This is a genomic window from Streptomyces griseobrunneus, assembly GCF_046713465.1.
GTDB classification, from domain to species: Bacteria; Actinomycetota; Actinomycetes; order Streptomycetales; family Streptomycetaceae; genus Streptomyces; species Streptomyces microflavus.
Genome location: NZ_CP177080.1, coordinates 2,123,471 through 2,148,856 on the forward strand (window position 1 = coordinate 2,123,471; position 25,386 = coordinate 2,148,856).

Consider the following 25,386-nt stretch of genomic DNA (forward strand, 5'->3'; position numbering starts at 1 on the left):
TCGTGGTTCACCACCCCACGTCGTCCGGTTCCGTGAGCGGTCTCTCGCTGACCAGGGCGGCCAGCACGAGCGGCGCGTCGCCGTCGCTGTGGCCGACCGTCACGGCGAACCAGCGGTCGCCGGAGCCGCCCGGGCCGGCCGCACCGACCGGCCCCCAGACGGTCAGGTCCCCGTACAGGTCCACGGCGAACAGCGCCCGGAACAGGGGCTCGACGGGGGAGCCGTCGCTCAGCCACCGGCGTAGCGGAACGTGCAGGCGGACGGTGGTGTGCGGGCCCCAGCGGCGGTCCAACTCCTGCGCGAGGGCGGCCAGATGGGCATCGGCGGCCTCTTCGGCGTCGTTCCACTCGGGGGCGTACACGCCGGTCAGCGGGTCGCCCTCCCAGAGCGGCACGATGCGGAAGCCCGCGCCCTCGGTGGCGGTCCACTCTCCCGTCACGGGGGCGCCCTGCGCGGCGGTGGGGCCGGTGGGCGGTACGGGGGTGGCGAGGAGCTGCTCGGCCTCGGCCACCGCCCGGGGCAGCACGAAGGGCTCCCCCGCCCGCGAGCTCACAGCACGGCTCCGGCGACGGCGCGGACGGCTGCGGGGGTCACAGGACTGCCCGGTCCATCGGGCGGGGCAGCGGTGCCAGGGCCCCCGCCTCGCGCAGGCGCTCGCACACGCGCACCACCGCCACGGTGTCGCCGGGGGCCGCGATGCTCAACAGCAGGCCGCCACCGGGGAGTTCCTGGCCGACCGCCTCCAGTCCGTCCGGTACGAGGGCGGCGCGGGCCGGGGAGAGGTAGCCGGTCCGGCCCACGGCCGGGTCCTCGACCGAGAACCCGGCCTCGTCCTCCAGCGCGTCCAGCACGTCGTCGTCACTCACATCGCCGAAGTCCGGCTCCCACACCCGGGCGAGGAGCGCGAGGATGTCCTCCTCGGGGACGGGTGCGTCGTCCGGTGCGTGGAGCACCACCGCGATCGACTGGAGCAGGAACTCCGGCGCACCGCCCGCCACTCCGCTGACCTCCGCCTCCCAGCCGGGCGTGCCCGTGCCGACCAGCCGCAGCCCGGTACCCGTCAGGTCCGACCAGTCGGCCGCGCTCTGGGCGGCGCGCACCGCGCCGAGCAGGGCGTCCCCGTCGGCCGTGACGGCCGTCGCGGGTCCGTCGGCGTGTACCTGGCTCCAGGCGTCCGCCGCCTCCGGGACCAGCCCGGTGAGCCCGTCCAGGGTCCGCCGCCACCGGTCGGCCAGCGCCTCGGCCGGCTCCGGCCTCGGGCCCCAGAAGCCCCGCACCACACGTCGCATGCTGATCTCTCCTCCGTCGCCGGACCGCTCCGGGCCGCCCACGCGTGCAGGCTACTCGGCTACTCGTCGAAGGCCCCGGGCTTCCTCGTGCTGTCGCCCGGTTTCACCGGCGTCGGGACCACCTTGACCGGCAGCCTCGCCTCCCGGAACGCCTGGCGGGCCGCCTTCGCCACCTCCGGGTTCGAGAAGTGCCACTCCACGGGCTTGCCGCGGGCCGCCTCCACCTGGGCACGGGCCTCCGCCAGGAACTTGGCCTTGCCGGACGGGGTGAGCGTGCCCGGGTCGGACTGGGAGAGGTAGCTGTCGTAGCCGTTCTTGGCCTCCAGGTACGTCTGCCGGGAGGAGTCCCAGCCGTCGTACTCCACGGCCGGCTTGCCCTCGCTCGGATGCGGTACGACGTACTCCTGGCCCCTGTTCGTCCCGGTGATCTGCTCCTGGTAGCGGAGCCAGGACTCGTTCTTCCAGTTGGGCGCGGGGTTGCGGTCCCGGCTCGCCCAGTAGCCGTCGCCCGCGTCCGCGTCACCGAGCGTGCGGCTCGTGAGGTCGTCCGCCCAGGACGGCGGGTTGTAGTTGCGCGGGTCGGAGGTGTCGTTGCGCTGCGGCTCGGGGTGCTGCTTCTTCTCCAGCTCGGCCTTGCGCGCCCGCTCCGGCTCCTCCAGGCGCTTCTGCTCCAGGTGCGCGGCCCGTTCCGCTGCCCGCGCCTCTGCCGCCGCCTTCTTGGCCGCCTCGTCGCACCCGGCGTTCGCGAGGACCACCCGGCCCGGCGAACCGGCCGCCAGCACCCCCGTACCGGAGCCGGGGACTCCACCGGTGTCCCCTCCCCCGTACCGCACCAGGGGCGGCCCCGAAGCGATGGCGCAGCCGGTGCGGCGCGCCGCGTCCTCGGCGCTGTCCGCCGCCTCGTCCGCTTCCTTCGCCGCCTTGCGTACGCCGTCGAGGTCGCCCGCCTCCGCCGCCTTGCGGGCCCGGCGCGCCGCCGCACCCGCGTCGCTTGCCGCGTCCGCGAGCTCGGAGGCCACCTTGCCGACCTTGCCCAGCTTCCCGGCCTTGCCGACCACCTTGGCGACGTTGTAGCCGGGGATGAAGAGCGAGCCGACGTTCCAGATCACATCGGTGACGGCCCGGGTCTTCTCCCCGTTGTTCCAGCGCTCGCGGACGTCGTCCCCGACGAAGACGTCGTCCCCGACGGTGACCACGGTGTTGACGGAGGCCTTGCCCCAGTCCCAGACGGCGCCCAGGTAGTCGCCGTCGCTCCACTTGTCGCCCGCGCCCTGGGAGTCCTTCGTCCACTGGTCGCCGAGCTGACGGCCGTAGTCGGCGAGTCCGGCCCAGGTCTCGGGCTTGAACAGGTCGATGATCCCGGAGATGTCGCCCCAGATGCCGTCGACCACCAGGCCCTTGAAGACCTGGGTCGTACGGTCCCAGGCGCAGCCGAAGAAGCCCCAGCCGCCGCAGTCCTCCTGCTCGCCGGCTTCCTCTCCCCCGCCGGCCTCGTCGTCCCCTTCGGCGGAGACGGGGAGGTCGTGGGCGGCCTCGGGCTCCTCGTTGCCCTCGGGGAAGGTGTCCTCGCCGGTGCCGGGGCGGCCGTCGTCGTCGGGGCCTCCGGTGCCGCCGCCTGCCGGGGAGCCGGAGGTGGAGCCGGTGGAACCCGTGGAGCCGGAGGAGCCAGTGGAGCCGGAGGCCGCGCCTCCGGTCGTGTCGCCGCCGGTGCCACCCGTGGTGCCTGTGCTGCCGGTTCCGCCGGTTCCGCCTGTTCCGCCTGTTCCGCCTGTGGAGCCTGTGCTGCCGGTTCCGCCCGTCGCGTCGCCGCCGGAGGCTCCCGTACCGCCCGTGACGGTGGAACCCGCGTCCGTACCACCGGAGCTGTCTCCGGAACTGCCTCCGGACGTACCGCCGTCGGCGCCCCCGTCCGCTCCCCCATCGGCCCCCTGCGCCGAACCGCCGTCCGCAGCACCGCCGTCCGTCCCCGTCCCGCCCGACGTGTCCCCGGCCTCCACCGAGCCGCTGCCGCCCGAGACCGGGCACGAGCTGCCGGTCAGCGAGCAGATCGCCGACTGGAGCCCCTCCGTGATCCGGCCGCCGAGGCCGCCCACGGTCAGGGCCCCGATCAGGGCGACGACGATCAGGACCAGGCCCAGGTACTCCAGGGCGGACTGACCCCGGTCCCGGCGCCAGGTGATCATGTGCGGGAGCGAGAACTTCGGCGGCTCCCCGCGCTCCCGGGGCGGCAGCAGGAACCACGCCCGGCTCTGCGGCCGGCTCAGCAGCACCAGGATCACGGCGGGCAGCACCAGCTGCGTGAACCCGTCCGGTGAGCCGTCCGCCAGGTTGCCGAGACCCCCGACGATCAGCCAGACCTGGGCGGCGACGATCCCCCACCGGACGAGCTTGCCGCCCGTCCGCAGGTGCCAGGCCAGCAGCGCACAGAGCACCCCGGGGGCGGAGGCGTACAGCAGGATGCCGAGCACCTGCGCGCCCATGGCGTCGGCGGCGATCGCGGAGCCGGAGAGGCCGATCGCGCCGAGGGCCGTCGCCCCGGCCAGGACGAGGAGCAGCACCCGCACCACGGCGAGCGGGCCCGGGAGGTCACGCCGCGGGGCTGCGGCCGGAGCCGGGCCTCCCGCTACGGGTATGCCACCGACAGCAGACATACGTGATCCGACCCCCGGTGCCCATGAGTGACATGACAACGGGTCACCCTAGGGTCGGGGCACCTCGCACGTCGTGGGCCCCAGGGCCCAAACCGGGGCCCATAGGGGTGGATTGGTCCCCGAACGCAAACAGCTGCCGGGCGCCCCCGATGAAGGGGCGCCCGGCAGCCGGGGTCGTGCGTCTATGGATCCGCGTCAGTCGGTGAGGTTCACCGAACGGGCCGAGGAGGCGCCGATCTCGTCGCCGATCTCGGTCAGCACCGTCTGCGGGACGGTCTCGTCGACGGTGAGGACGACCAGGGCCTCGCCGCCCTCCGCCGCCCGCGAGACCTGCATGCCCGCGATGTTCAGACCTGCCTCACCGAGGATCTTGCCGACCGCGCCGACCACACCGGGACGGTCCTGGTAGCGCAGGACGACCATGTGGTCGGCGAGGGCCAGGTCCACGTCGTGCTCGCCGATGGCCACGATCTTCTGGAGGTGCTTGGGGCCCGCCAGCGTGCCGGAGACCGCGACCTCCTCGCCGCTGGAGAGCGTGCCGCGCACGGTGACCACGTTGCGGTGGTCGGGCGACTCGGAGCTGGTGGTGAGGCGGACCTCGACACCACGCTCCTGGGCGAAGAGCGGCGCGTTGACGTAGGAGACGGTCTCGTCGACGACGTCCTCGAAGACGCCCTTGAGCGCCGACAGCTCCAGCACCTTGACGTCGTGCTGGGTGATCTCGCCGTACACCTCGACGTCGAGCCGGGCCGCGACCTCGCCCGCGAGCGCGGTGAAGATCCGGCCCAGCTTCTCGGCGAGCGGCAGGCCGGGGCGAACGTCCTCGGCGATGACGCCACCCTGGACGTTGACCGCGTCCGGGACCAGCTCACCGGCGAGCGCGAGGCGGACGGACTTGGCGACCGCGATGCCCGCCTTCTCCTGCGCCTCGTCGGTGGAGGCGCCGAGGTGCGGGGTGCAGACGACCTGGTCGAACTGGAAGAGCGGGGAGTCCGTGCAGGGCTCCTTCGCGTACACGTCCAGGCCGGCGCCGGCGACGCGGCCCTCCTTGAGGGCGGAGTACAGCGCCTCCTCGTCGACGATCCCGCCACGCGCGGCGTTGACGATGCGGACCGAGGGCTTCACCTTGTGCAGCGCCTCGTCCCCGATGAGACCGAGGGTCTCGGGGGTCTTGGGCAGGTGCACGGTGATGAAGTCGGCGACCTCCAGGAGCTCGTCCAGGCTGAGGAGCTTGACGCCCATCTGCGCGGCGCGGGCGGGCTGGACGTAGGGGTCGTACGCGACGATCTTCATGCCGAAGGCCGACATGCGCTGCGCGACCAGGACACCGATGCGGCCGAGGCCGACGACGCCGAGGACCTTCTCGCTGAGCTCGACCCCGGTGTACTTGGAGCGCTTCCACTCGCCGTTCTTCAGAGCGGAGTTGGCCTGCGGGATGTTGCGCGCGGTGGCGACCAGCAGACCGCAGGCGAGCTCGGCGGCGGTCACGATGTTGGAGGTCGGGGCGTTGACGACCATCACGCCGGCCTTGGTGGCCGAGGAGACGTCGACGTTGTCCAGACCGACGCCCGCGCGGGCCACCACGCGGAGCTTCTTCGCGGCGGCGATGGCCTCGGCGTCGACCTTCGTGGCGGAACGCACCAGGATGGCGTCGACGTCGGCGATCGCGGGGAGGAGTTCGGCGCGGTCCGCGCCGTTGCAGTGCCGGATCTCGAAATCCGGACCCAGGGCGTCGACCGTTGCGGGCGACAGCTCTTCAGCGATGAGTACGACAGGTTTCGAGCTCACGTGAGTCCTCACAAGTCCAGTGCGGACGGCCGTCCCGACGGCCGCAGGCGGTGGAGGGGCTAGCCGCGTGGTAGACGCACGACACTGTGGGCCCTGACGCGTGTATGTGTTGAGAAGTGTAGTGGTGCGGAGGGCCGTCCACTGCGCCCCGGTGGAAGGATCACCCGCACGAGGGTGGACGTGGTGTACACCCGTACGGAACCACCGCTTCCGCGACCGGCTCGCACCCGGATTCCGCAGTGACACGGGGGTGCGAGGCGGGCGATACGGAGCGGGGCGGGCCCTCCTGGACCCGCCCCGCTCCCCCGAGGCCTAGGCCTCTTCGTCGTTCACCCAGCTCATGAGCTTGCGGAGCTCACGTCCTGTGGTCTCCAGCAGGTGGTCGCTGTCGGCCTTCTTGTACTCGTTGTACTTGGGCAGACCGTTGTGGTACTCGGCCATCCAGGCGTTGGCGAAGGTGCCGTCCTGGATCTCGGTGAGGACCTTCTTCATCTCGGCCTTGGTGGCCTCGGTGATGATCCGCGGGCCGGTGACGTAGTCGCCCCACTCGGCGGTCTCCGAGATGGACCAGCGCATCTTCTCCAGGCCGCCCTCGTACATGAGGTCGACGATGAGCTTCAGCTCGTGCAGGCACTCGAAGTACGCGATCTCGGGCTGGTAGCCCGCCTCGGTCAGCGTCTCGAAACCGGCCTTGACCAGGGCGGCGGTGCCACCGCAGAGGACGGCCTGCTCACCGAAGAGGTCGGTCTCGGTCTCCTCGGTGAAGGTGGTCTTGATGACGCCGGCGCGGGTGCCGCCGATGCCCTTGGCGTACGACAGGGCGAGCTCCAGGCCCTTGCCCGTGGCGTCCTGCTCGACGGCCACGATGCAGGGAACGCCGCGGCCCTCCTCGTACTGGCGGCGGACCAGGTGGCCGGGGCCCTTCGGGGCGACCATGCAGACGTCGACGCCTGCCGGCGGCTTGATGAAGCCGAAGCGGATGTTCAGGCCGTGGCCGAAGAACAGCGCGTCGCCGTCCTTGAGGTTGTCCTTGACGGACTCCTCGTAGACCTGGGCCTGGATCGGGTCCGGGACGAGGATCATGATGACGTCGGCCTCGGCGGCGGCCTCGGACGGGGTCACCACGCGCAGGCCCTGCTCCTCGGCCTTGGCCTTGGACTTCGAGCCCTCGTGCAGACCGACGCGGACGTCGACGCCGGAGTCACGGAGCGACAGCGCGTGGGCGTGGCCCTGGCTGCCGTATCCGAGAACCGCGACCTTGCGGCCCTGGATGATGGACAGGTCGGCATCGTCGTCGTAGAACAGCTCGGCCACTGGGTCTTCTCCTTGGTGTGCAGGTGTTACGTCCCACCGTACGGCGGGGGCGTCGTGTACGTGATCGGGTCTCGCCATGCGAGCGGCGCGGGCGCGCGTCCCGCCGCCGGTCAGGCGGAGCGGTCGAGGGCGCGCAGCGACCGGTCGGTGATCGAGCGCGCGCCGCGCCCTATGGCGATGGTGCCGGACTGGACGAGCTCCTTGATGCCGTACTGCTCCAGCATCTTGAGCATCGCCTCCAGCTTGTCGGCCCCTCCGGTCGCCTCGATCGTGACGGCCTCCGGGGAGACGTCGACGGTCTTGGCCCGGAACAGCTGGACGATCTCGACGATCTGGGAGCGGGTCTCGCTGTCGGCGCGGACCTTCACCAGGACGAGCTCCCGCTGGATCGCGGCGGCGGGCTCGAGTTCGACGATCTTCAGGACGTTGACCAGCTTGTTGAGCTGCTTGGTCACCTGCTCCAGGGGCAGGCCCTCGACATTCACGACGATGGTGATGCGGGAGATGTCGGGGTGTTCGGTGGTACCGACCGCGAGCGAGTCGATGTTGAAGCCGCGCCGGGAGAACAGGGCGGTGATCCGGGCGAGGACACCGGGCTTGTTCTCGACCAGGACGGAGAGCGTGTGCTTTTCGGACATGGGAGTCGTTCTCTCTCTGTCTCTCAGTCGTCTTCGTTGTCGCCGAAGTCGGGGCGGACGCCGCGGGCGGCCTGGACCTCGTCGTTGGAGGTGCCGGCGGCGACCATCGGCCAGACCATGGCGTCCTCGTGGACGATGAAGTCGATCACGACGGGGCGGTCGTTGATGGAGTTGGCCTCTTCGATGACCTTGTCCAGGTCGGCCGGGTCCTCGCAGCGGATGGCGTAGCAGCCCATGGCCTCGGACAGCTTGACGAAGTCCGGGACGCGGGTGCCCTTGGCCGGGGCGCCGTCCGTGTCCGTGCCGGAGTGCAGAACGGTGTTGGAGTAGCGCTGGTTGTAGAAGAGGGTCTGCCACTGGCGGACCATCCCGAGGGCGCCGTTGTTGATGATGGCGACCTTGATCGGGATGTTGTTGAGCGCGCAGGTGGTCAGTTCCTGGTTGGTCATCTGGAAGCAGCCGTCGCCGTCGATGGCCCAGACCGTGCGGTCGGGCATGCCCGCCTTGGCGCCCATGGCGGCCGGGACCGCGTACCCCATCGTTCCGGCGCCGCCGCTGTTGAGCCAGGTGGCGGGCTGCTCGTAGTCGATGAAGTGGGAGGCCCACATCTGGTGCTGGCCGACGCCCGCCGCGAAGATCGTGCCCTCGGGCGCGAGCTTGCCGATGCGCTGGATGACCTGCTGCGGGGAGAGGCTGCCGTCCTCGGGCAGGTCGTAGCCCAGAGGATAGGTGTCGCGCCAGCGGTTGAGGTCCTTCCACCAGGCGGTGTAGTCGCCGGTGTTGCCCTCGGTGTGCTCGGCCTGGACTGCCTGGACCAGGTCGGCCAGGACCTCGCGGGCGTCGCCCACGATCGGGACGTCCGCGGTGCGGTTCTTGCCGATCTCGGCCGGGTCGATGTCGGCGTGGACGATCTTGGCGTACGGGGCGAAGCTGTCCAGCTTGCCGGTGACGCGGTCGTCGAAGCGGGCTCCGAGGGCGACGATCAGGTCGGCCTTCTGCAGCGCGGTGACGGCGGTGACCGCACCGTGCATGCCCGGCATTCCCACGTGCAGCGGGTGGCTGTCGGGGAAGGAGCCCAGCGCCATCAGGGTGGTGGTGACGGGGGCTCCGGTCAGCTCCGCGAGGACCTTGAGCTCGGCGGTGGCGCCGGCCTTGATGACGCCGCCGCCGACGTACAGGACGGGGCGCTTGGCCTGGGTGATGAGCTTGGCCGCTTCGCGGATCTGCTTGGCGTGCGGCTTGGTGACGGGCCGGTAGCCGGGCAGGTCCTGGGTGGGCGGCCAGCTGAAGGTGGTCTTCGCCTGGAGGGCGTCCTTGGCGATGTCGACGAGGACGGGGCCGGGGCGGCCGGTGGAGGCGATGTGGAAGGCCTCGGCGATGGTGTGCGGGATGTCCTCGGCCTTGGTGACCAGGAAGTTGTGCTTCGTGATCGGCATCGTGATGCCGCAGATGTCGGCTTCCTGGAAGGCGTCGGTGCCGATGGCCTTGGAGGCGACCTGGCCGGTGATCGCGACGAGCGGCACGGAGTCCATGTGCGCGTCGGCGATCGGGGTGACCAGGTTGGTGGCGCCGGGGCCGGAGGTGGCCATGCAGACGCCGACCTTGCCGGTGGCCTGCGCGTACCCGGTGGCGGCGTGGCCGGCGCCCTGCTCGTGGCGGACCAGGACGTGGCGGACCCGGGTGGAGTCCATCATCGGGTCGTAGGCGGGGAGGATCGCGCCGCCGGGAATGCCGAATACCGTGTCGGCGCCGACTTCCTCGAGAGAACGGATGAGGGACTGCGCGCCCGTGACGTGCTCAACGGTGACGGACGGCTGTCCGCCGTTACGGGCGCGCGGCTGCGGGTGGTGGGCCCCGGTGGCCTGCTCGGTCATCGGCATTCTCTTCTCGAAGCTGAGGGTTTTAGCGGGTGTTTTGCAGCGATTTGAGAGGTGTCAGTGCAACAAAAAACCCCTCGTGCCGTGAGGCAAGCGAGGGGAGCGCGCCGGGTGCGGTCCGCAGAGTGTCGTGGAGTGACTCTGCTTCAGCCGACGCGCTTTCCAAGTACGAGAATTCGGGTGCGCATGGCATTGACCCTCTCTCCGGCACGCATGAAGTGTCAAGTGGGTGGGACGGGCGTCTCAGCATGTGATCCGGTGAGCAGCGGGATCGAGCCTCCCGCCATCACCGTACGGGGGCCGGGGACACCGGGTACGGGGAACTGGCCACGGACCAGGGCGCGTCGCAGCCGGTACTCGTCCAGCGGGCCGGAGAAGGCCATGCCCTGGCCGTGGGTGCAGCCCATGGCGCGGAGCGCGAGGACCTGCTCGGGGACGTCGACCCCGTCGGCGACGGACTGCAGGCCGAGGTCGCAGGCGATCCGCAGCAGCCCGCTGGTGATCTTGTGCAGTCTGGCCGATTCGACCACCCCCTCGACCAGGTTCCGGTCGAGTTTCAGTACGTCGATGGGGAGCCGGCGCAGCGCGTTGATCGCGGCGAATCCGCTGCCGAAGCCGTCGAGGGCGATCCGCACCCCGAGGCGGCGCAGGGCCACGAGCCGCTGCTCCAGCTCGTCGAAGGAGATCCGGGGGTCGCTGTCGGCGACCTCGATCATCAGCGCCCCCGAGGGCAGCCCGTGCCGGGTCAGCAGCGCCTCGATGGAGCCGAAGGGCAGGGCCTTGTCGAGCAGCCGGGTGGCGGAGAGCCGCACGGAGACGGCGACGGGGTGCCCGGCCCTGGCCCGGTCGGCGGCCTGCTTCACGGCCTCCTCCAGGAGCCAGCGGCCGAGCTCGGCGGTGCGGTCGTCGTCGCCGGTGACCCGGAGGAACTCGGCGGGGGTGAACAGGATGCCCTGGGCGGAGCGCCAGCGGGCCTGGGCGGCGACGGCGGCGACGGACCCGCTGGCGAGGTGGACGACCGGCTGGTGGAGCAGGGCGAACTCCCCCTCGCGCAGGGCGGTGCGCAGCCGGGTGGCGAGCTCGGAGCGGCGTACGACGTCGGCCTGCATCTGGGGGGCGTACAGCTCGACCCGGTCCTTGCCGCCGGCCTTGGCCCGGTACATCGCGAGGTCCGCGTTGCGCATGAGGTCGGTGGGGGTGATCGCGGGCTCGGCGAAGGCGACACCGATGGAGGCGGCCACCCGGACCTCGCTGGGGCCGATCCGGTAGGGCTGGGAGAGGGTGAGGCGGAGCCGGTCGGCGATCTCGTGGATCTGGTACTCGCGGGCGCCCTGGTCGCGGGTGCCGTCGCCCATGATGAGCGCGGCGAACTCGTCACCGCCGAGCCTCGCCGCGGTGTCCCCGGCCCGGACGGACTCCTGGAGGCGGCGGGCGGCCTGGATGAGCAGCTCGTCGCCCGCCTGGTGGCCGATGGTGTCGTTGACCGCCTTGAAGCCGTCGAGGTCGATGAAGAGCACGGCGGTGCCCGAGTCGCCGGCCCGGCGGCCGGTGAGCGCCTGGCGGACCCGGGAGGTGAACAGGGCCCGGTTGGGCAGGTCGGTGAGCGGGTCGTGCTCGGCGTTGTGCTGCAACTGGGCCTGGAGCCTGACCCGTTCGGTGACGTCCCGGCTGTTGAGGAGGAGCCCGCCCTGGTGCCGGTTGACGGTGGACTCGACGTTGAGCCAGTCGCCGGTGCCGGAGCGGAAGCGGCACTCGATGCGGGTGGTGGGCTCCTCGTGGGGCGGGGCGGCGAGGAAGCGCCGGACCTCGTGGACGACCCGGCCGAGGTCGTCGGGGTGGATGATCGAGGAGAGCTCGGAGCCGACGAGGCCCTCCGCTTCGCGCCCGTAGACCCCGGCTGCGGCGGGGCTGACGTAGCGCAGGGTGCCGCTGGGGGCGGCGATCATGATGACATCGCTGGAGCCCTGCACCAGGGAGCGGAAGTGGTTCTCCTTCTGCGCCAGTTCCTGGGTGAGGGAGATGTTGTCGAGGAGCATGATGCCCTGGCGGACGACCAGGGCGAGGACGACCGTGCAGCCGGTGAGGACGACGACCCGGTCCACGCGGCGGCCCTCGACGACGTTGTACAGGATGCCCAGGGTGCAGACGGCCGCGGCGAGATACGGGGTCAGCGCGGCCAGGGACCCGGCGATCGGGCGGCTGGTGGTGCGCGGCGGGCCCGGGCGCTCGGTGGCGGGGGCCCGGCGCCGTACCCCCCAGGGGGCGTAGGCGAGGAGCAGCGAGCCGGCGAACCAGCCGGCGTCGAGCAGCTGGCCCGAGTTGTAGGTGGAGCGCAGCAGCGGTGAGGTGAAGACCGCGTCGCACAGGACCGTCAGCGCCAGGGCCGCGATCGCGGTGTTCACCGCGGAGCGGTTGGCCCCGGAGCGGCGGAAGTGCAGCGCGAGCACCATGGAGACGAGGACGATGTCCAGCAGCGGGTAGGCCAGCGAGAGCGCCGCCGGGCCCACGCTGGCGTCCTGGACGCCCGCCATGTGCGCGGCGTGCGCGAGGGCGAGGCTCCAGGCGAGGGTCAGCAGGGAGCCGCCGATCAGCCAGGCGTCCAGCGCCAGGCAGACCCAGCCGGCCCGGGTGACGGGGCGCTTGGCGAGCACGAGCAGCCCGACGATGGCGGGCGGCGCGAAGCAGAGGAAGAAGGCGTCGGCCGCCGACGGGGTGGGCACGGGGACGCCGAGCACCACCTCGTACCACCCCCAGACGGCGTTGCCGCAGGCCGCCATGAGCGAGGAGAGCGAGAACAGCAGCCAGGCGGGCCGCAGCCGCCCGGCGCTCACCCGGGCGTAGAGGAAGCAGGAGACGGCTGCGGTCAGCGCCGCCGCGGAGAGGCCGAAGTCCCCCATGAAGCGGGCCACTTCCGGCGAGCCCCAGCCGACGGCCGCTCCGACCGAGTATCCGGCGCAGAGGACGCCGAGCACGATCCGGGACCGCAGCCCCATGGAGCCGGCGGTGGGATGCGGCGAGAGCCAGGTCCCCAGCACGCTCACCGGAGGGCTCCCCGTCCTGGCCCCGGGCGCCGCCCCGGGGCGGAATCCGGCCACCTGCGGGCGGGGCGTCCGGGCAGCGCCGATGGCCGCCGCACTCCGCTCCGCCGACTCGGATCGTCTCTCCATGGCCAGCACATCGCCCGTCGCCCCCTCGCGTTCCGATGCTCCCCCCGCGCCGCCCCTGCCACGGCGCAGCCCTCCGGTGCGGACGATACACCAGGTTCGTCACTCAGGGCCATAGCTTCTCTACGCTCCGTGACGAAAGGCGAGGTGGGCGGCGCTGTGTACACGCGGATCACGCCTCGCCGTGGGGGCCGGGAGCCCTCAGCCGGTGGTGCTGACCACGTTCACCACCGGCTCCCCAGCGGCGAACCGGGTGAGCTGTTCGGCCAGCAGCCGCTTGGCCCGCGGTTCGAACGCCGAGGTGCTGCCGCCCACATGAGGCGTGATCAAGACATTCGGAGCATGCCAGAGAGGGTGGCCGGAGGGCAGCGGTTCGGGGTCGGTGACATCGAGCGCCGCCCGCAGCCGTCCGGATTCCAGTTCGGCCAACAGGGCCTCGGTGTCCACGACTCCGCCCCGGGCGACGTTGACGAGGAGGGCGCCGTCCGGCATCGCGGCGAGGAAGCCGGCGTCCACCAGCCCTTGTGTGGAGGGGTTCAGGGGGGTGGAGAGCACGACGACATCGGCGTCGGGCAGCAGGGCCGGCAGGTCGTCGAGCGCGTGTACGGGACCGCGCCCGGTGGTCCGGGCGGAGCGCGCGACGCGCACCACCCGCGCGCACTCGAAGGGCGCGAGCCGGTCCTCGATGGCCGAGCCGATGGAGCCGTACCCCACGATGAGGACGGACTTGTCGGCGAGCGCCGGGTAGAAGCCGGACCGCCACTCCTCCTTGTCCTGGCCGTGGACGAAGCCGGGGAACCCGCGCAGGGAGGCCAGGATCAGGGTGAGCGCCAGTTCGGCGGTGGACGCCTCGTGCACCCCCTTGGCGTTGCAGAGGCGTACGCCGGCGGGCAGCAGCCCCAGGCCCGGCTCGACGTGGTCGATGCCCGCGGAGAGCGTCTGCACGACCTGGACGGCGCTCATGGCGTCCAGCGGCCGCACGGCGATCTCGGAACCCTTCATGTAGGGGACGACGTAGTACACGCAGTGCGCGGGGTCCCCCGGGTACTCCGGTCCCCCGTCCCAGAAGAGGTAGTCGAGGCCCTCGGGGAGCCCGTCGATCTCGTCGGCCGGGAAGGGCAGCCATACATCGGCGGTGGTCGCGCCGGCAGTCGTCGAAGTCATGGTCAGGAGGCTATGCGACGGGTGTGCGAGTGCTCCAGGACGGCTGATCGAAGACCTTGCCGGGCCAGAGGTTAGTTTGGGGTGCGGTACGGCCCCGTGACCGCAGGATCGAAAGGGGTTCGGGGAGTTGGAGCGCAGGACTATCGGGGCGTCGGGGCTCGCCGTGGGCGCGGTCGGTCTGGGCTGTATGCCGATGAGCTGGGGATACAGCGCATCGCAGCAGCTCGGTGACCGTTCGTTGCGGACGGTGCACGCGGCGCTCGATGCGGGTGTCCGGCTGCTCGACACCGCGGACATGTACGGGCCGTTCACCAATGAGCTGCTGGTGGGGCGGGCGCTCAAGGGGCGCCGCTCCGAGGCGTTCCTCTCCACCAAGTGCGGGCTCCTGGTGGGTGATCAGCACATCGTCGCCAACGGGCGCCCCGGTTACGTACGGCGGGCCTGTGACGCCTCGCTGCGGCGGCTCCAGACCGATGTGATCGACCTCTACCAGCTGCACCGGGCGGACCCCGAGGTGCCGGTGGAGGAGACCTGGGGCGCGATGGCGGAGCTCGTGACGGCGGGCAAGGTGCGTTCGCTGGGGCTGTGCGCGGTGGGGGCGCGCGCTCCGCGCCGGTCGGGCGCCGGGCCGCATGCGGGAACGATCCGGCAGTTGGAGCGGGTCCAGCAGGTCTTCCCGGTGAGCGCCGTCGAGGCTGAGCTGTCGGTCTGGTCCCCGGAGGCGCTGGAGGAGCTGCTGCCCTGGTGTGCGGCGCGCGGCGTCGGGGTGCTGGCTGCGATGCCGCTGGGCAGCGGCTATCTGACCGGGACGCTGAAGCCGGGGCAGGGGTTCGAGCCCGAGGACCTGCGGGCCAGGCACCCCCGGTTCACGGCCGAGATGATGGCGGCGAACCAGCCGGTGGTGGCCGGTCTGCGGCGGATCGCGGAGCGGCGCGGGGCGAGCGTGGCCCAGGTGGCGCTCGCCTGGGTGCTGCGGCAGGGGCCGCACGTGGTGGCGGTGCCGGGGGCGAAGCAGGAGCGGTGGGCGGTGGAGAACGCGCGGGCCGCCGAGGTGGAGCTGGACGAGGCGGATCTGGCGGAGATCGCCGGGCTGCCCCGGGCACGCGGGTCCTGGGACTGAGCGCGGGGCGGGGCAGTACGTCCTCGGGGCAGAGCGCCGGGCGGGAGATAGCAGGACAATGGGCCGCACCGGGAACTCCGGGCGGGGCCGCGGTGTAGGAACAGGTAGCGGGGATCACGTAGTGCTGATCAGGTAGCGCTGGTCAAGTGGTGCTGATCAGGTGGTCAGGCAGCCGTCGAAAGGATCGGTTCAGTGCGCGGTGCTGTGTTCGGGTCAGTTCAGTCCCCCGCGGTGCGCAGGGGGGTGGTGGCCGCGCTGGCGACGGCCTCGCTGGTCCTGTCCGCCGCGTGCTCCTCGGGCGGGACGGAGGGCTCGTCCGGTACGGGCGCCGCCTCGCCGACCGCCTCGCAGAGCTCCGGCGCCGCCTCGCCGAGCGCGTCGGCCGACCTGCCGCCCGCCAAGGGCTCGGCGAAGGTCGTCTCGACGCTCACCGAGGGGCTGAAGTCGCCCTGGGGGCTGACCGCGCTGCCGGGCGGTGATCTGCTGGTCGCCTCGCGTGACGAGGGCACGATCCAACGGATCGACGGCGAGAGCGGGAAGCAGACGCTGCTGGGCTCGGTGCCGGGGGTCTCCCCGGCGGGCGAGGGCGGTCTGCTGGGGCTCGCGGTCCCCTCGACGTTCGCCGCGGACGGATGGGTGTACGCCTACTTCACCACCGCGTCCGACAACCGGATCGTACGGATGAGTTACGACGAGAACCGTCCGGCGGGGCAGCAGCTGGGGGCGCCGGACACCATCCTGCGCTCCATCCCCAAGGGGAACATCCACAACGGCGGCCGGATCGCGTTCGGCCCGGACAAGATGCTGTACGCGGGCACCGGCGAGACCGGGGACACCGGGCTCGCGCAGGACAAGGAGTCGCTGGCGGGCAAGATCCTGCGGATGACCCCGGACGGGGAGCCGGTGCACGGCAACCCGGAGGCGGACTCGGTGGTGTACTCGTACGGGCACCGCAATGTGCAGGGGCTCGCCTGGGACGCGCAGAAGCGGCTGTGGGCGGCCGAGTTCGGCCAGAACACCTGGGACGAGCTGAACCTGATCGAGCCCGGCGGCAACTACGGGTGGCCCGAGGAGGAGGGCCAGGAGGGCGAGGACGGGTTCATCGACCCGGTGGCCCAGTGGAAGACCTCCGAGGCCTCGCCCAGCGGAATCGCGTACGCGGAGGGGTCGGTCTGGATGGCGGGGCTGCGCGGCGAGCGGCTCTGGCGCATCCCGCTCTCCGGCGATTCCGGCAAGGAACCTTTGGCCGACCCCCAGTCGTTCCTGGATGAGAAGCACGGCCGGCTGCGCACCGTGGTGGGCGCGGGCGGCGACCGGCTCTGGCTGGTCACCAGCAACACGGACGGCCGGGGCGAGCCGAAGCCCGGGGACGACAGGATCCTGCTGGTCGAAGTGGGGTAGGCGGACACCCCGAGGCACCACCCGCGCAGCATGTCGGAGGGAGCACGACCGTGTTCAATTTCTTCGAGGAGCTCTTCGCCCCGGGCCGCAAGCACGGCGCCGACGAGCAGGAGAGGCTGGAGCTGAGCCGGGTGGACGTCGCCGCCGGCGATCCGGGCCGCGGCCCGATAGATCTCACCTCCGGCAAGGTGACGGTCCGGGCACCCGAGGCGGAGCCGTCCCCGGACGGTGAGGGACCGGCCGAGCGCATGCGGAACGCGCCGCTGGAGCAGGACGCCGTGCTCGCCCCCCGCACCCGGGTCGTCACGGAGCCGGTGGGCGGCCGGGACGTCCGGGGCGACGGGGACGGGAGTGGCGGCGACGGGCCGCCGCCCGAGCGGCCCACGCCCGTCGAGCCGTCATAGCCTGCCCGCGAAGAAGACCGTGCCGGCGACCGCGAGGAGCAGGAAGCCGCCCGGGAAGGCGATGTTGTGGAAGACACGCGCCCGGAGGTGGGCCAGGACCGCGCCGATGAAGAACGCGGTCAGGCCGGCTCCTGCCGCCAGGCCCAGCCGAGGAGCCCCGAGCAGGCCGACGAGCAGGCCGAGCCCGCCCGCGAGTTCGAGGGTCGCCAGGTACGGCAGCGCGGTGGGCGGCAGTCGGACCGCTGCCGCGTTCGCCAGTACGAAGGGCGCCCGCGCATAGTCCGCGATCGCGATGGACACGTTCGCGACGACACACACCACCGTGGCGATGATCAGTACGGAATTCGGGCTCATGGCGTCGGCATCTCCTCGGGAGGTGGACGGGAAGGGTTCGACCGGCCCTCCTGACGTCCGCCGGCTCGAAAAGGGGACACCCACGCCGATCACGGCCGAAGAGTTCGAGGCCGCACGCCCGTGTCTGCTGTCGGTCGCCCACCGCATGCCGGGCTCGGCCCAGGATGCCCAGGACGCCGTCCAGACCGCAGGGCTGCGGGCCGTGACCGCCCCGTCCTCACCATCGGTCGAGAACCCGTCGGCCTGGCTCACGACCGTCACCGCACGGGTCTGCCCGGACGAGCTGCGAGCCCGACGCCGTCGCAACGAGGCGCCGCTGTTCGCGGACGCCGTCCCGGCCGCGGAACTGGCCGCGGACGAAGCGGTCCTGCGCACGGAGGAGGTCTCCCGGGCGCTCATGGTCCTGTTGAGCCGGCTGACCCCGCCCCAACGGGTCGCGTACGTCCTGCACGACCTGTTCTCCCTGCCGTTCGACCGGATCGCCCAGGTGCTGGGCGGGACGGTGACGGGTGCCAGGAAGCACGCCAGCAGGGCCCGCCTGCGCCTCGGCCACTCCCCGGAGGGAGCGGAACAGACCGGTGGGCCAGGCGCGACGGACGGGCGGACCGGCGGATCGTGGAAGCCTTCCTGGCGGCGGCCGGGACCGGGACACCCGCCGGATGCTCCAGCTGCTCGCCTCCGACTGTGTCCGCGACGCCGACGCGGCGCTCCTGCCTCCCGGGGGCCGCACCACGGTCACGGGTGCGGCCGACATCGCCGCCGAGAACGCGCACTTCCGCGATCGCATCCAGGCGGTCTGCGCGATCACCGTAGACAACCGGCCCGTGTACGTCATCGCCCCGGGCGGACACCCCCTGGCCACGCTCGACATCGGCACGGCCGACGGGCAGGTCACGCGCGTCACGTTGCGGTCGGTCCGTGCCGACGGCCGTTTCGCCGAGGCGTGGGGTCACGGGGCCGGGTAGAGGCGGCGGGCGGGGGCCTCAGGCGCGGGCGGGCGGTGCCCGAGGCCGGGACCAGGAGGTCAGCCCGCCGGTGTGCCCGCGACGGGCAGCGAGAGGAACAGGTCGAAGTACATGCCCACGGAGATCAGCACGCCGAGGGTGCCCAGGGCGACACCGGCCAGCGCGACCGCGCGGATCCAGGCGGGCTGCGGCCTCGCGGCGGGGGTTCCGAAGGCGGGGCGGACCAGGACGAAGACGCCGACGAGCAGGGCCAGCACCGCGAAGACGCCGTTGACCAGGGCGGTGGTGTGCCAGGCGTCCCCGTAGATCTCCGCGATCTGCTGGGCCGGGCTGCCGCCGCCGGAGGTCTGGATCTGGCCCATCAGGGTCTCGCGCTCGGCGGCGACCCGGCCGGACCAGGCGCCGGTCAGAGCGACGATGCCCAGGGCGGCCGAGACGACGGCCGCGGCCCCCGCGCCGACGCCGTGGCGCGCCTCGGTGAAGGGATCGGGCTCCAGGTCTTCGTCCTCGAAGTCGTCGGCGGCCACGGGGGTCCCGTCCGCGGGAGCCGTCGACGGCGTGGCGGTGGGGTCCTCCGTAACGGCGTCGGCGGTGCTCTTCTCGGGGTCGTCGGCGGGCGAGGCCGTCTTGGAGAGGTCGGTCGTCTTGGAGGGGGTGGTGTTCATGTGCCGCACGCTAGGGGTCCCGGATGAGAACCTTCTTAACGCCGGTGCTCCCCGCCGGTGCGGGCCCGCCATTCCGGGGCCAGGACGGACCAGATCTCCGAGTCGTGGCGCTCTCCCCGGTAGAGGTAGTTCTGCCGGAGCACCCCGTCGCGGGTCATGCCGAGCCGCTGGGCGACGGCGATCGAGCGGGTGTTGGCGGCGGACGCGACCCACTCGATGCGGTGCATGCCCCGCTCGTACACCGCCCAGTCGGTCAGGCGCTCGGCGGCCCGGGTGATCAGGCCGCGGCCCTGGGCGGCGGGCTCCAGCCAGACGCCGATCTCGCAGTTGCCCGACTCCGCGTCGAAGATCCGGAACAGGACGCCGCCGACGAGGGTGCCCTCCAGCCAGATGCCGTAGAGCCGTCCGGTGTCCGCCGCCTGCTTCTCCGCGTACCGCTGGAGCAGGGCGCGCGCCGAGTCCAGGTCGGTGGCGAAGGAGGCGAACGGGATCCACGGGTCGACCAGCGCCCTGGCCCGGTCCATGTGGGTCAGGAACTCCTCGGCCTGCCAGACCTCCAGCGGGCGCAGCTCCGCCTTGTCGTCACCCAGGGATATGGCGAACATCGTGCTCCTCCTCTGCCGGCGCGACGCCCTCTTCCGTGACGCGCGCCCCCGGGATCTTCGCATGGGCCGGCGCGCAGTCGGGCGGCTCGATGCTGATCCGGGGCAGCCGGCGGTCCAGCCAGCCGGGCAGCCACCAGTTCGCGCCGCCGAGCATGTGCATCAGGGCGGGCACCAGCAGGGTGCGCAGGACGAAGGCGTCCAGGGCGACGGCGGTGGCCAGCGCGATGCCGAACATGGCGATCACCCGGTCCCCGCTGAGCACGAAGGCGAGGAAGACGGAGATCATGATCACGGCGGCGGAGTTGATCACACGGCTGGTCTCGGCGAGGCCGACCCGGACCGAGCGCCGGTTGTCGCCGGTCTCCAGCCACTCCTCGTACATCCGGCCGACCAGGAAGACCTGGTAGTCCATGGAGAGGCCGAAGAGGACCGAGACCATGATCACGGGGAGGAAGGGTTCGATGGGCCCGGCGCTGCCGAGGCCGAGCAGCTCACTCCCCCAGCCCCACTGGAAGACGGCGACGACGACGCCGAAGGAGGAGGCGACGGCGGCCACGTTCATCACGGCGGCCTTGACCGGGATGCCGATGGAGCGGAAGGCGAGCAGGAGGAGAAGGCAGCCGAGGCCGATGACGACCCCGACGAAGAGGGGCAGCTTGCCGACGATGATCTCGGCGAAGTCGTCGTAGCTCGCCGTCACCCCGCCGACGTACGTCTCCAGCGAGGTCTTGTCCTGGACCTGCGGCAGCACGTCCGCCCGGATGCGGTCGACCAGCTCGCTGGTCTGCTGCGACTGGGGCGCCGAGTCGGGCACGACGGTGAGGAAGGCGGTGTCGCCGCTGCTGTTGTACGTGACCGGGCCGACCGAGGCGACGCCTTCGGTGGTACGCAGCGCCTCGGGCAGCGAGTCCAGGGCGAGCCGGTCGTCCGCCCCGTCGAGCTGGGCGGCGATGGTGAGGGGGCCGTTGACGCCGGGGCCGAAGCCGTCGGCGAGCAGGTCGTAGGCCTGCCGGGTGGTGGCGGTGGCCGGGTTGTTGCCCTGGTCGGAGGTGCCGAGGTGGAGGCCGAGGGCGGGCAGGGCGAGGACCACCATGACGACGGCGGCGATCCCGCCGAGCAGCTTGGGGTGGCGCTCCACGAAGGCGGACCAGCGGGCGGCGAAGCCGGTGGGCAGCTCGGGCCGCGGCCCGTGTTCGGCGAGCTGCCGTCGTTCGCGGCGGCTGAGCGCCCGCATCCCGATGCGGGAGAGCAGGGCGGGCAGCAGGGTGACGGAGGCGGCCACGGTGAGGACGACGGTGAGCGAGGCGGCGATGGCGACGCCGTTGAGGAAGCTGAGCCGCAGGATCAGTATGCCGAGCAGGGCGATGCAGACGGTGGCCCCGGCGAAGACGACGGCGCGTCCGGTGGTGGTGACCGCGTTCTGTGCCGCTTCGTCGACCGACATCCCGCGCCGGAGGCCTCTGCGGTGCCGGGTGACGATGAAGAGGGCGTAGTCGATGCCGACGCCGAGCCCGATGAGCATGCCGAGCATCGGGGCGAAGTCCGCCACTGTCATCACATGGCCGAGCAGGACGATGCCCGCGTAGGCGGTGCCGACGGAGACCAGGGCGGTGGCGATGGGGAGCAGGCTGGCGGCGAGCGAGCCGAAGGCGAGGAAGAGGACCACGGCCGCGACGACCACGCCGATGGCCTCGGCGATGTGGGCGGTGGGCGCTTCGGTGAGGGCGACGGCGGTGCCGCCCAGTTCGACCTGGAGCCCGTCCGCCTCGGAGGCCTTCGCGGTGTCGACGAGGGCCTGCGCCTGGGAGGCGGGGATCTCGTCGGCGGGGCGGTCGAAGGTGACCGTGGCGTAGGCGGTGCGGCCGTCCTCGCTGATCTGGCCGGTGCCCTCGGTTCCGTACGGGCCGGTGACCGCTCCTACACCGGGCAGGGCGTCGATCGCGTGGAGGGTGCGGGTCATCGTCTGTTCGACGTCGGTGGCCCGGACCGTGGAGCCGGTGGTGTGCCAGACGACGGTGTCGGTGTCGCCGCCGAGGTCGGTGAAGCCGCGCGAGAGGAGTTCGGTGGCCCGGCCCGACTCCGTGCCGGGCACCTCGTAGTCGTTGGAGTACGCAGAACCCGCGAACCCCGCCGCGGCCGCTGTACCGCCGAGAGCGGCGAGCCAGAAGAGGACGGCGAGCAGACGGTGCCTGATGCACCAGCGGGCGATGGCGGCCAACGGACGCTCCCTGAGGGTTCGTGAACATTTACCCACAGATAGCGTGATCTGCCCGTAAATATCTCTGACCAGAGACCGCCACTCTGACAGCAGAACGTGATCGTTTGTCCGTTTCGTGGCCATGGTCACAGGGCTTGATCTGTTCCCTACAGGGGACGGATCAGGCCCTGGAACCGTCGGCTCCGGTCAGCCGGAGACGCTCGCGCGGCCGTTCTCGATGTGCCCCATGAGCCGCCGCCGGAAGGTGTCCTCCCCGTCGGCCGTGACGGCGAGGTCGTACCAGCCGTGGGCGTCGGCCGCCGAGTGCACGACCGTACGGCTGCGGCCCGGCTTGACCGTGACCCGGCGGGTCCAGTCCCGCAGGTCGTCCTCGTCGACATAGCCGAGGGGCCGTACCAGGAAGGTCAGGTTCCGGCGGCCGGTGTTGCGCAGGGTGAGGTGGACATCGCGGTCACGGGTGTCGATCCGGGTGGTGACCTCGGCGCTCCCCGCGGCCGGTCCGGCGAACTCCCGCCGGAAGCCGTTCGGCCCGGTGACCGTGAACCGGTACGTCTCCCCTGTCAGCGGGACGGTCCAGTGCGCCGAGGACCGGACATCCTTGTGGAGCGGGGCCGCGAACTCACCGGCGTACGGGTAGAGCGTGAAGTGCGCCGAGGACCGGCCGCTGTTGCCGAGCTCCACCCGCAGGCCGTCGTGCACCCTCCTGACCTCGGCGTCCGGCTGGTACGGCAGCGGGCGCGCCGGGCGTGCGCCGGGCTCCTGCTCGGGGAGGTGCTGGACGGCCGGGGGTTTGGGCTGCCAGCGGCCGCTGAGCGGCGGGATCGTCCCCGGCCGCTGCACGACGGGCTGCCGCCGGGGCCGGGTGAAGTCGAAGGCGGAGGTGAGGTCGCCGGTGACGCGGCGCCGCCAGTCGCTGATGTTGGGCTCCTTCACACCGGTCCAGCGCTCCAGGAAGCGGATGACGGAGGTGTGGTCGAAGACCTCGGAGCAGACGTAGCCGCCGACGGTCCACGGCGAGACGACGAGCAGCGGCACCCGGATTCCCAGGCCGGTCGGGCGGCCCTCCCACTGCTCGTCGGTCACCTCGGGGGGCGCGACGGGCGGCGGTACGTGGTCGAAGAAGCCGTCGTTCTCGTCGTAGTTGATCAGCACGGCGGTGTGGCGCCAGACGTCCGGGTTCCGGCCCAGCGCGTCCAGGATCTTGTAGACGATGGTGGCGCTGTGCACCGGTGAGGAGACGCTCGGGTGCTCGGAGTCGATCGCCGAGGGGACCAGGTAGGAGACCTCCGGCAGCGTCCCGGCCGCCACGTCCTTGGCGAACTCGTCCGCAAGCGTGCCCGTGGGGACCCGGCGCAGCCCCCGCTCGAAGAGGCTGCGCTCGTGCCGGGTGAGGGTGGCGACGCCCTCCTCCAGCAGCCCGAGCAGCCGCTCCCGCTCCCCCGCGGAGGCGCTCCGGACCTTGGCGTAGAACGCCTCCATGTACGTATGGCCGCCAGTGCGGGCGAGCGCCTTGCGGGCGATGGCCTTGAAGGTGGCGTAGAACTCGATCTGGTTGTCGGTGAAGTTCTCCCACTCGGTGTACGTCCGCCAGCTCCGCCCGGCCTTCTCCAGCCGCTCGGCGTAGGTGGACCAGTCGTAGCCGGGGTGGCTGCCCTCGCTGTACGCGTCGTTGCCGACGGCCCGCTTCCCGTTCGGCTCGAAGCCGGTCTTCCCGCTCCACAGGTGGTTGCGGTTGGGGCTGGTGGAGGTGTGGATCGAGGAGTGGTAGGCGTCGCAGACGGTGAAGGTGTCGGCCAGCTCGTAGTGGAGCGGGATGTCGCGGCGGTCGTAGTAGGCCATGGTCGCCGCGGTCTTCGCGCTGATCCAGCCGTTCATCCAGCCGCCGCCCCAGGCCTTCGCGCCGCCGTTCCAGGAGTGGTCGAGGGCGCCGATGTACTGGAGGTCCTTCTTCTGCGCCTCGGCGGCCCCGCGCACCGGGAAGGGCAGGACGGTGGCGCCGGACGCGCCGGGCTGCTCGAAGACGGTCCCGCCGGTGGGCAGCTCGATGGCGTTGCGGTCGCCGAAGCCGCGTACACCGCGCAGGGTGCCGAAGTAGTGGTCGAAGGAACGGTTCTCCTGCATGAGGACCACCACATGCTTGATGGACCTCAGCCCTCCGCCTCCGGACCCCGCGTGGGCGGGCTGCGCGGCGATGGCTGCCTGGAGCGACGGCGGCAGGAACGATCCGGCCGCAGCGGCGCCGAGCGCGCCCCCGCCGAGGGCGAAGAGCCGCCGCCGTGACATGTCCGTGGTCAAAAGAGCCTCCCGATTCGGTGGTTACAGCCGGGAAGCTAGTCAGGCCAGGTGGCGCCGGGAAGGACTGCGTACGGCCCGGTGGTGAACGTCCAAGAGGTCGGACCGGAAAGTCCAACCCCGCGTACCGGGGCCGTCACACCCCGATGAGGTGCAGCGATCCCCAGAGCGCGAGCGTCGAGGCGAGGAGCGTCGCCGGTACGGTCGCGAGTCCCAGCCGGGTGAAGTGGCCGAGCTCGGGGGCGTCCCCGTGGGCGTGCAGGATACGGCGCCACAGGAGCGTGGCGAGGGAGCCGACGTACGTGAGGTTGGGGCCGATGTTCACCCCGATCAGGGCGGCGAGCAGTGGTCCGGGACCGGCCGCCGCGACGATCGGGAGCAGGGCGAGGATCGCGGGCAGGTTGTTGATCAGGTTGGCCAGCAGCGCCGCGACCACGGCGACGCCGAGCAGTGCGGGCAGCGTGTCGCCGTCGGGGAGGAGGGCGGCGATCCCGTCCCCCAGGCCGTTGTCGACGACCGCCTTGACGACGACACCGAGCGCGAGGACGAAGAGGCAGAACAGCGGGTTGGCCGAGCGGACGACGGCGGCCGGCGTGGTCTCCCGCTTGGCCAGCGCCCGTACCGCGAGCACCGCCGCCCCCGCCAGCGCCGCCCACAGCGGCTCGGCCCCCGCGAACGAGGTGACGACGAACCCGGCCAGGGTCAGCCCCAGCACGACGAGCGTGAAGACGGGTACGGGCGTGCGCTCCGCCTCGGGATCCGGCGCGTGCGCCCCGGCGGCCAGGTCGGCCTTGAACGCGCGGCGGAACACCGCGTACTCGACGGCGATCGCGGCCAGCCACGGCAGCGCCATCAGCGCGGCGAACCGGGTGAAGGAGAGGCCGCTCGCGGTGAACGCCAGGAGGTTGGTGAGGTTGGAGACGGGGAGCAGGAGGGAGGCGGAGTTGGCGAGGTGCGCGCAGGCGTAGACGTACGGGCGCGGCCGCGCGCCGACCCGGGCGGCGGTGGCGAGGACGACCGGGGTCAGCAGGACCACGGTGGCGTCCAGGCTGAGGACGGCGGTGATGAGGGAGGCGACGACGAAGACCCCGCCGAGCAGGGGGCCGGTCTGGCCCCTGCAGGCACGGGCCACCAAATCCCCGGCGGCCCGGAAGAGCCCTTCGTCGGCGCAGAGCTGGGCCAGCACCAGGATCGCGGCGAGGAACCCGACGACGGGCAGCAGCTCACCGACCTGCTCCCGGGCCTCGGGCCAGGTCACCGCCCCCACGGCCACCACGAGGACGGCGGCGGGCACGGCGACGGTCGCCTCCGGCAGGCCCCTCGGACGTACGACGGCGAAGGCGAGGACGCCCAGGAGGAGGGCGAAGGCGACGAGCTCGGCGGTGACGGTGTTCAGGGGGGTCTCTCAGGGGCGGGGAAGGGTCGGCGGGACGGCTTTCGGGGCGGACGGGGCCACCGCGAGGCTGAAGGGGCGGGA

The 25,386-nt window shown here is 72.1% G+C and carries 19 protein-coding genes and 1 pseudogene; 5 read left to right on the top strand and 15 right to left on the bottom strand.

The window, feature by feature from the left end:
- Window positions 1–7: 7 nt before the first annotated feature.
- The 9 genes from ACK8N7_RS09285 to ACK8N7_RS09325 all read right to left on the bottom strand — a co-directional run bounded on the left by ACK8N7_RS09285 (window position 8) and on the right by ACK8N7_RS09325 (window position 13,885).
- Window positions 8–553: a hypothetical protein gene (locus ACK8N7_RS09285; RefSeq protein ID WP_403214960.1), complete on the bottom strand. Its 546-nt coding sequence runs from the start codon at window positions 551–553 to the stop codon at window positions 8–10.
- A gap of 37 nt (window positions 554–590) precedes the next feature.
- Window positions 591–1,289, bottom strand: a complete 699-nt coding sequence (locus ACK8N7_RS09290) for a hypothetical protein (protein ID WP_500441854.1) — start codon at window positions 1,287–1,289, stop codon at window positions 591–593.
- 59 nt (window positions 1,290–1,348) lie between these two features.
- Window positions 1,349–3,940, bottom strand: a complete 2,592-nt coding sequence (locus ACK8N7_RS09295; RefSeq protein ID WP_500441856.1) for a Tox-REase-5 domain-containing protein — start codon at window positions 3,938–3,940, stop codon at window positions 1,349–1,351.
- A 195-nt stretch (window positions 3,941–4,135) separates the two neighbouring features.
- Complete coding sequence (gene serA / locus ACK8N7_RS09300; protein ID WP_015611573.1) at window positions 4,136–5,728, bottom strand: phosphoglycerate dehydrogenase; 1,593 nt, start codon at window positions 5,726–5,728, stop codon at window positions 4,136–4,138.
- Between the two features lie 312 nt (window positions 5,729–6,040).
- Complete coding sequence (gene ilvC / locus ACK8N7_RS09305; protein ID WP_398810547.1) at window positions 6,041–7,042, bottom strand: ketol-acid reductoisomerase; 1,002 nt, start codon at window positions 7,040–7,042, stop codon at window positions 6,041–6,043.
- Window positions 7,043–7,152: 110 nt separating this feature from the next.
- A complete protein-coding gene (gene ilvN / locus ACK8N7_RS09310; protein WP_003966072.1) occupies window positions 7,153–7,680 on the bottom strand; it encodes an acetolactate synthase small subunit in 528 nt (175 codons plus the stop codon).
- A gap of 23 nt (window positions 7,681–7,703) precedes the next feature.
- Window positions 7,704–9,560, bottom strand: a complete 1,857-nt coding sequence (locus ACK8N7_RS09315; RefSeq protein WP_015611571.1) for an acetolactate synthase large subunit — start codon at window positions 9,558–9,560, stop codon at window positions 7,704–7,706.
- 218 nt (window positions 9,561–9,778) lie between these two features.
- Window positions 9,779–12,598 (bottom strand): putative bifunctional diguanylate cyclase/phosphodiesterase, encoded by a 2,820-nt coding sequence (locus tag ACK8N7_RS09320; RefSeq protein WP_500445720.1) that lies wholly within the window; start codon window positions 12,596–12,598, stop codon window positions 9,779–9,781.
- A 324-nt stretch (window positions 12,599–12,922) separates the two neighbouring features.
- The gene (locus ACK8N7_RS09325) at window positions 12,923–13,885 is read right to left on the bottom strand and encodes a 2-hydroxyacid dehydrogenase (protein ID WP_403214954.1); all 963 of its coding nucleotides are present in this window, start codon (window positions 13,883–13,885) and stop codon (window positions 12,923–12,925) included.
- Window positions 13,886–14,048: 163 nt separating this feature from the next.
- Between ACK8N7_RS09325 and ACK8N7_RS09330 the strand changes: the two genes are divergently transcribed.
- From ACK8N7_RS09330 to ACK8N7_RS09340, 3 genes are all read left to right on the top strand, one after another.
- Window positions 14,049–15,005, top strand: coding sequence for an aldo/keto reductase (locus ACK8N7_RS09330; RefSeq protein ID WP_031124380.1), 957 nt, complete (start codon window positions 14,049–14,051; stop codon window positions 15,003–15,005).
- A gap of 192 nt (window positions 15,006–15,197) precedes the next feature.
- Window positions 15,198–16,406 (top strand): PQQ-dependent sugar dehydrogenase, encoded by a 1,209-nt coding sequence (locus ACK8N7_RS09335; protein WP_403214952.1) that lies wholly within the window; start codon window positions 15,198–15,200, stop codon window positions 16,404–16,406.
- 50 nt (window positions 16,407–16,456) lie between these two features.
- Window positions 16,457–16,810 carry a DUF6191 domain-containing protein gene (locus tag ACK8N7_RS09340; RefSeq protein WP_403214950.1) on the top strand — a complete coding sequence of 118 codons (354 nt, stop codon included), beginning with the start codon at window positions 16,457–16,459 and terminating at the stop codon, window positions 16,808–16,810.
- Here ACK8N7_RS09340 and ACK8N7_RS09345 read toward each other — a convergent pair.
- On the bottom strand, window positions 16,805–17,164 hold the full coding sequence (locus ACK8N7_RS09345) for a DoxX family protein (protein WP_403214948.1): 360 nt from the start codon (window positions 17,162–17,164) through the stop codon (window positions 16,805–16,807). The two genes, ACK8N7_RS09340 and ACK8N7_RS09345, sit on opposite strands and share 6 nt — an antisense overlap.
- 145 nt (window positions 17,165–17,309) lie before the next feature.
- Between ACK8N7_RS09345 and ACK8N7_RS09350 the strand changes: the two are divergent.
- Window positions 17,310–17,651, top strand: a pseudogene (locus tag ACK8N7_RS09350) (sigma factor); the annotation flags it as partial.
- A gap of 172 nt (window positions 17,652–17,823) precedes the next feature.
- The gene (locus tag ACK8N7_RS09355) at window positions 17,824–18,129 is read left to right on the top strand and encodes a hypothetical protein (protein ID WP_403214946.1); all 306 of its coding nucleotides are present in this window, start codon (window positions 17,824–17,826) and stop codon (window positions 18,127–18,129) included.
- A 59-nt stretch (window positions 18,130–18,188) separates the two neighbouring features.
- Here the strand turns inward: ACK8N7_RS09355 and ACK8N7_RS09360 are convergent, their stop codons facing one another.
- The 5 genes from ACK8N7_RS09360 to ACK8N7_RS09380 form a co-directional block, all read right to left on the bottom strand.
- A complete protein-coding gene (locus ACK8N7_RS09360) occupies window positions 18,189–18,794 on the bottom strand; it encodes a hypothetical protein (protein ID WP_500441861.1) in 606 nt (201 codons plus the stop codon).
- Window positions 18,795–18,829: 35 nt separating this feature from the next.
- Window positions 18,830–19,399 (bottom strand): GNAT family N-acetyltransferase, encoded by a 570-nt coding sequence (locus ACK8N7_RS09365; protein ID WP_403214942.1) that lies wholly within the window; start codon window positions 19,397–19,399, stop codon window positions 18,830–18,832.
- Window positions 19,377–21,617, bottom strand: coding sequence for an MMPL family transporter (locus ACK8N7_RS09370; RefSeq protein ID WP_500441863.1), 2,241 nt, complete (start codon window positions 21,615–21,617; stop codon window positions 19,377–19,379). The genes ACK8N7_RS09365 and ACK8N7_RS09370 overlap by 23 nt, the downstream gene beginning before the upstream one ends.
- Before the next feature lie 186 nt (window positions 21,618–21,803).
- Entirely contained in the window at window positions 21,804–23,912 is a 2,109-nt protein-coding gene (locus tag ACK8N7_RS09375; RefSeq protein WP_500441865.1) for a phosphocholine-specific phospholipase C, read from the bottom strand.
- A 133-nt stretch (window positions 23,913–24,045) separates the two neighbouring features.
- The gene (locus tag ACK8N7_RS09380; RefSeq protein ID WP_403215266.1) at window positions 24,046–25,305 is read right to left on the bottom strand and encodes an SLC13 family permease; all 1,260 of its coding nucleotides are present in this window, start codon (window positions 25,303–25,305) and stop codon (window positions 24,046–24,048) included.
- Between the last annotated feature and the right edge of the window lie 81 nt (window positions 25,306–25,386).

Bases quoted from the DNA above. Each gene is read 5' to 3' on its own strand.
- ACK8N7_RS09355 (WP_403214946.1), top strand. From the start codon at position 17,824: ATGCTCCAGCTGCTCGCCTCCGACTGTGTCCGCGACGCCGACGCGGCG.
- ACK8N7_RS09295 (WP_500441856.1), bottom strand. From the start codon at position 3,940: ATGTCTGCTGTCGGTGGCATACCCGTAGCGGGAGGCCCGGCTCCGGCC.
- ACK8N7_RS09365 (WP_403214942.1), bottom strand. From the start codon at position 19,399: ATGTTCGCCATATCCCTGGGTGACGACAAGGCGGAGCTGCGCCCGCTG.
- ACK8N7_RS09290 (WP_500441854.1), bottom strand. From the start codon at position 1,289: ATGCGACGTGTGGTGCGGGGCTTCTGGGGCCCGAGGCCGGAGCCGGCC.
- ACK8N7_RS09325 (WP_403214954.1), bottom strand. From the start codon at position 13,885: ATGACTTCGACGACTGCCGGCGCGACCACCGCCGATGTATGGCTGCCC.
- ACK8N7_RS09315 (WP_015611571.1), bottom strand. From the start codon at position 9,560: ATGCCGATGACCGAGCAGGCCACCGGGGCCCACCACCCGCAGCCGCGC.
- ACK8N7_RS09360 (WP_500441861.1), bottom strand. From the start codon at position 18,794: ATGAACACCACCCCCTCCAAGACGACCGACCTCTCCAAGACGGCCTCG.
- ilvN (WP_003966072.1), bottom strand. From the start codon at position 7,680: ATGTCCGAAAAGCACACGCTCTCCGTCCTGGTCGAGAACAAGCCCGGT.
- ACK8N7_RS09345 (WP_403214948.1), bottom strand. From the start codon at position 17,164: ATGAGCCCGAATTCCGTACTGATCATCGCCACGGTGGTGTGTGTCGTC.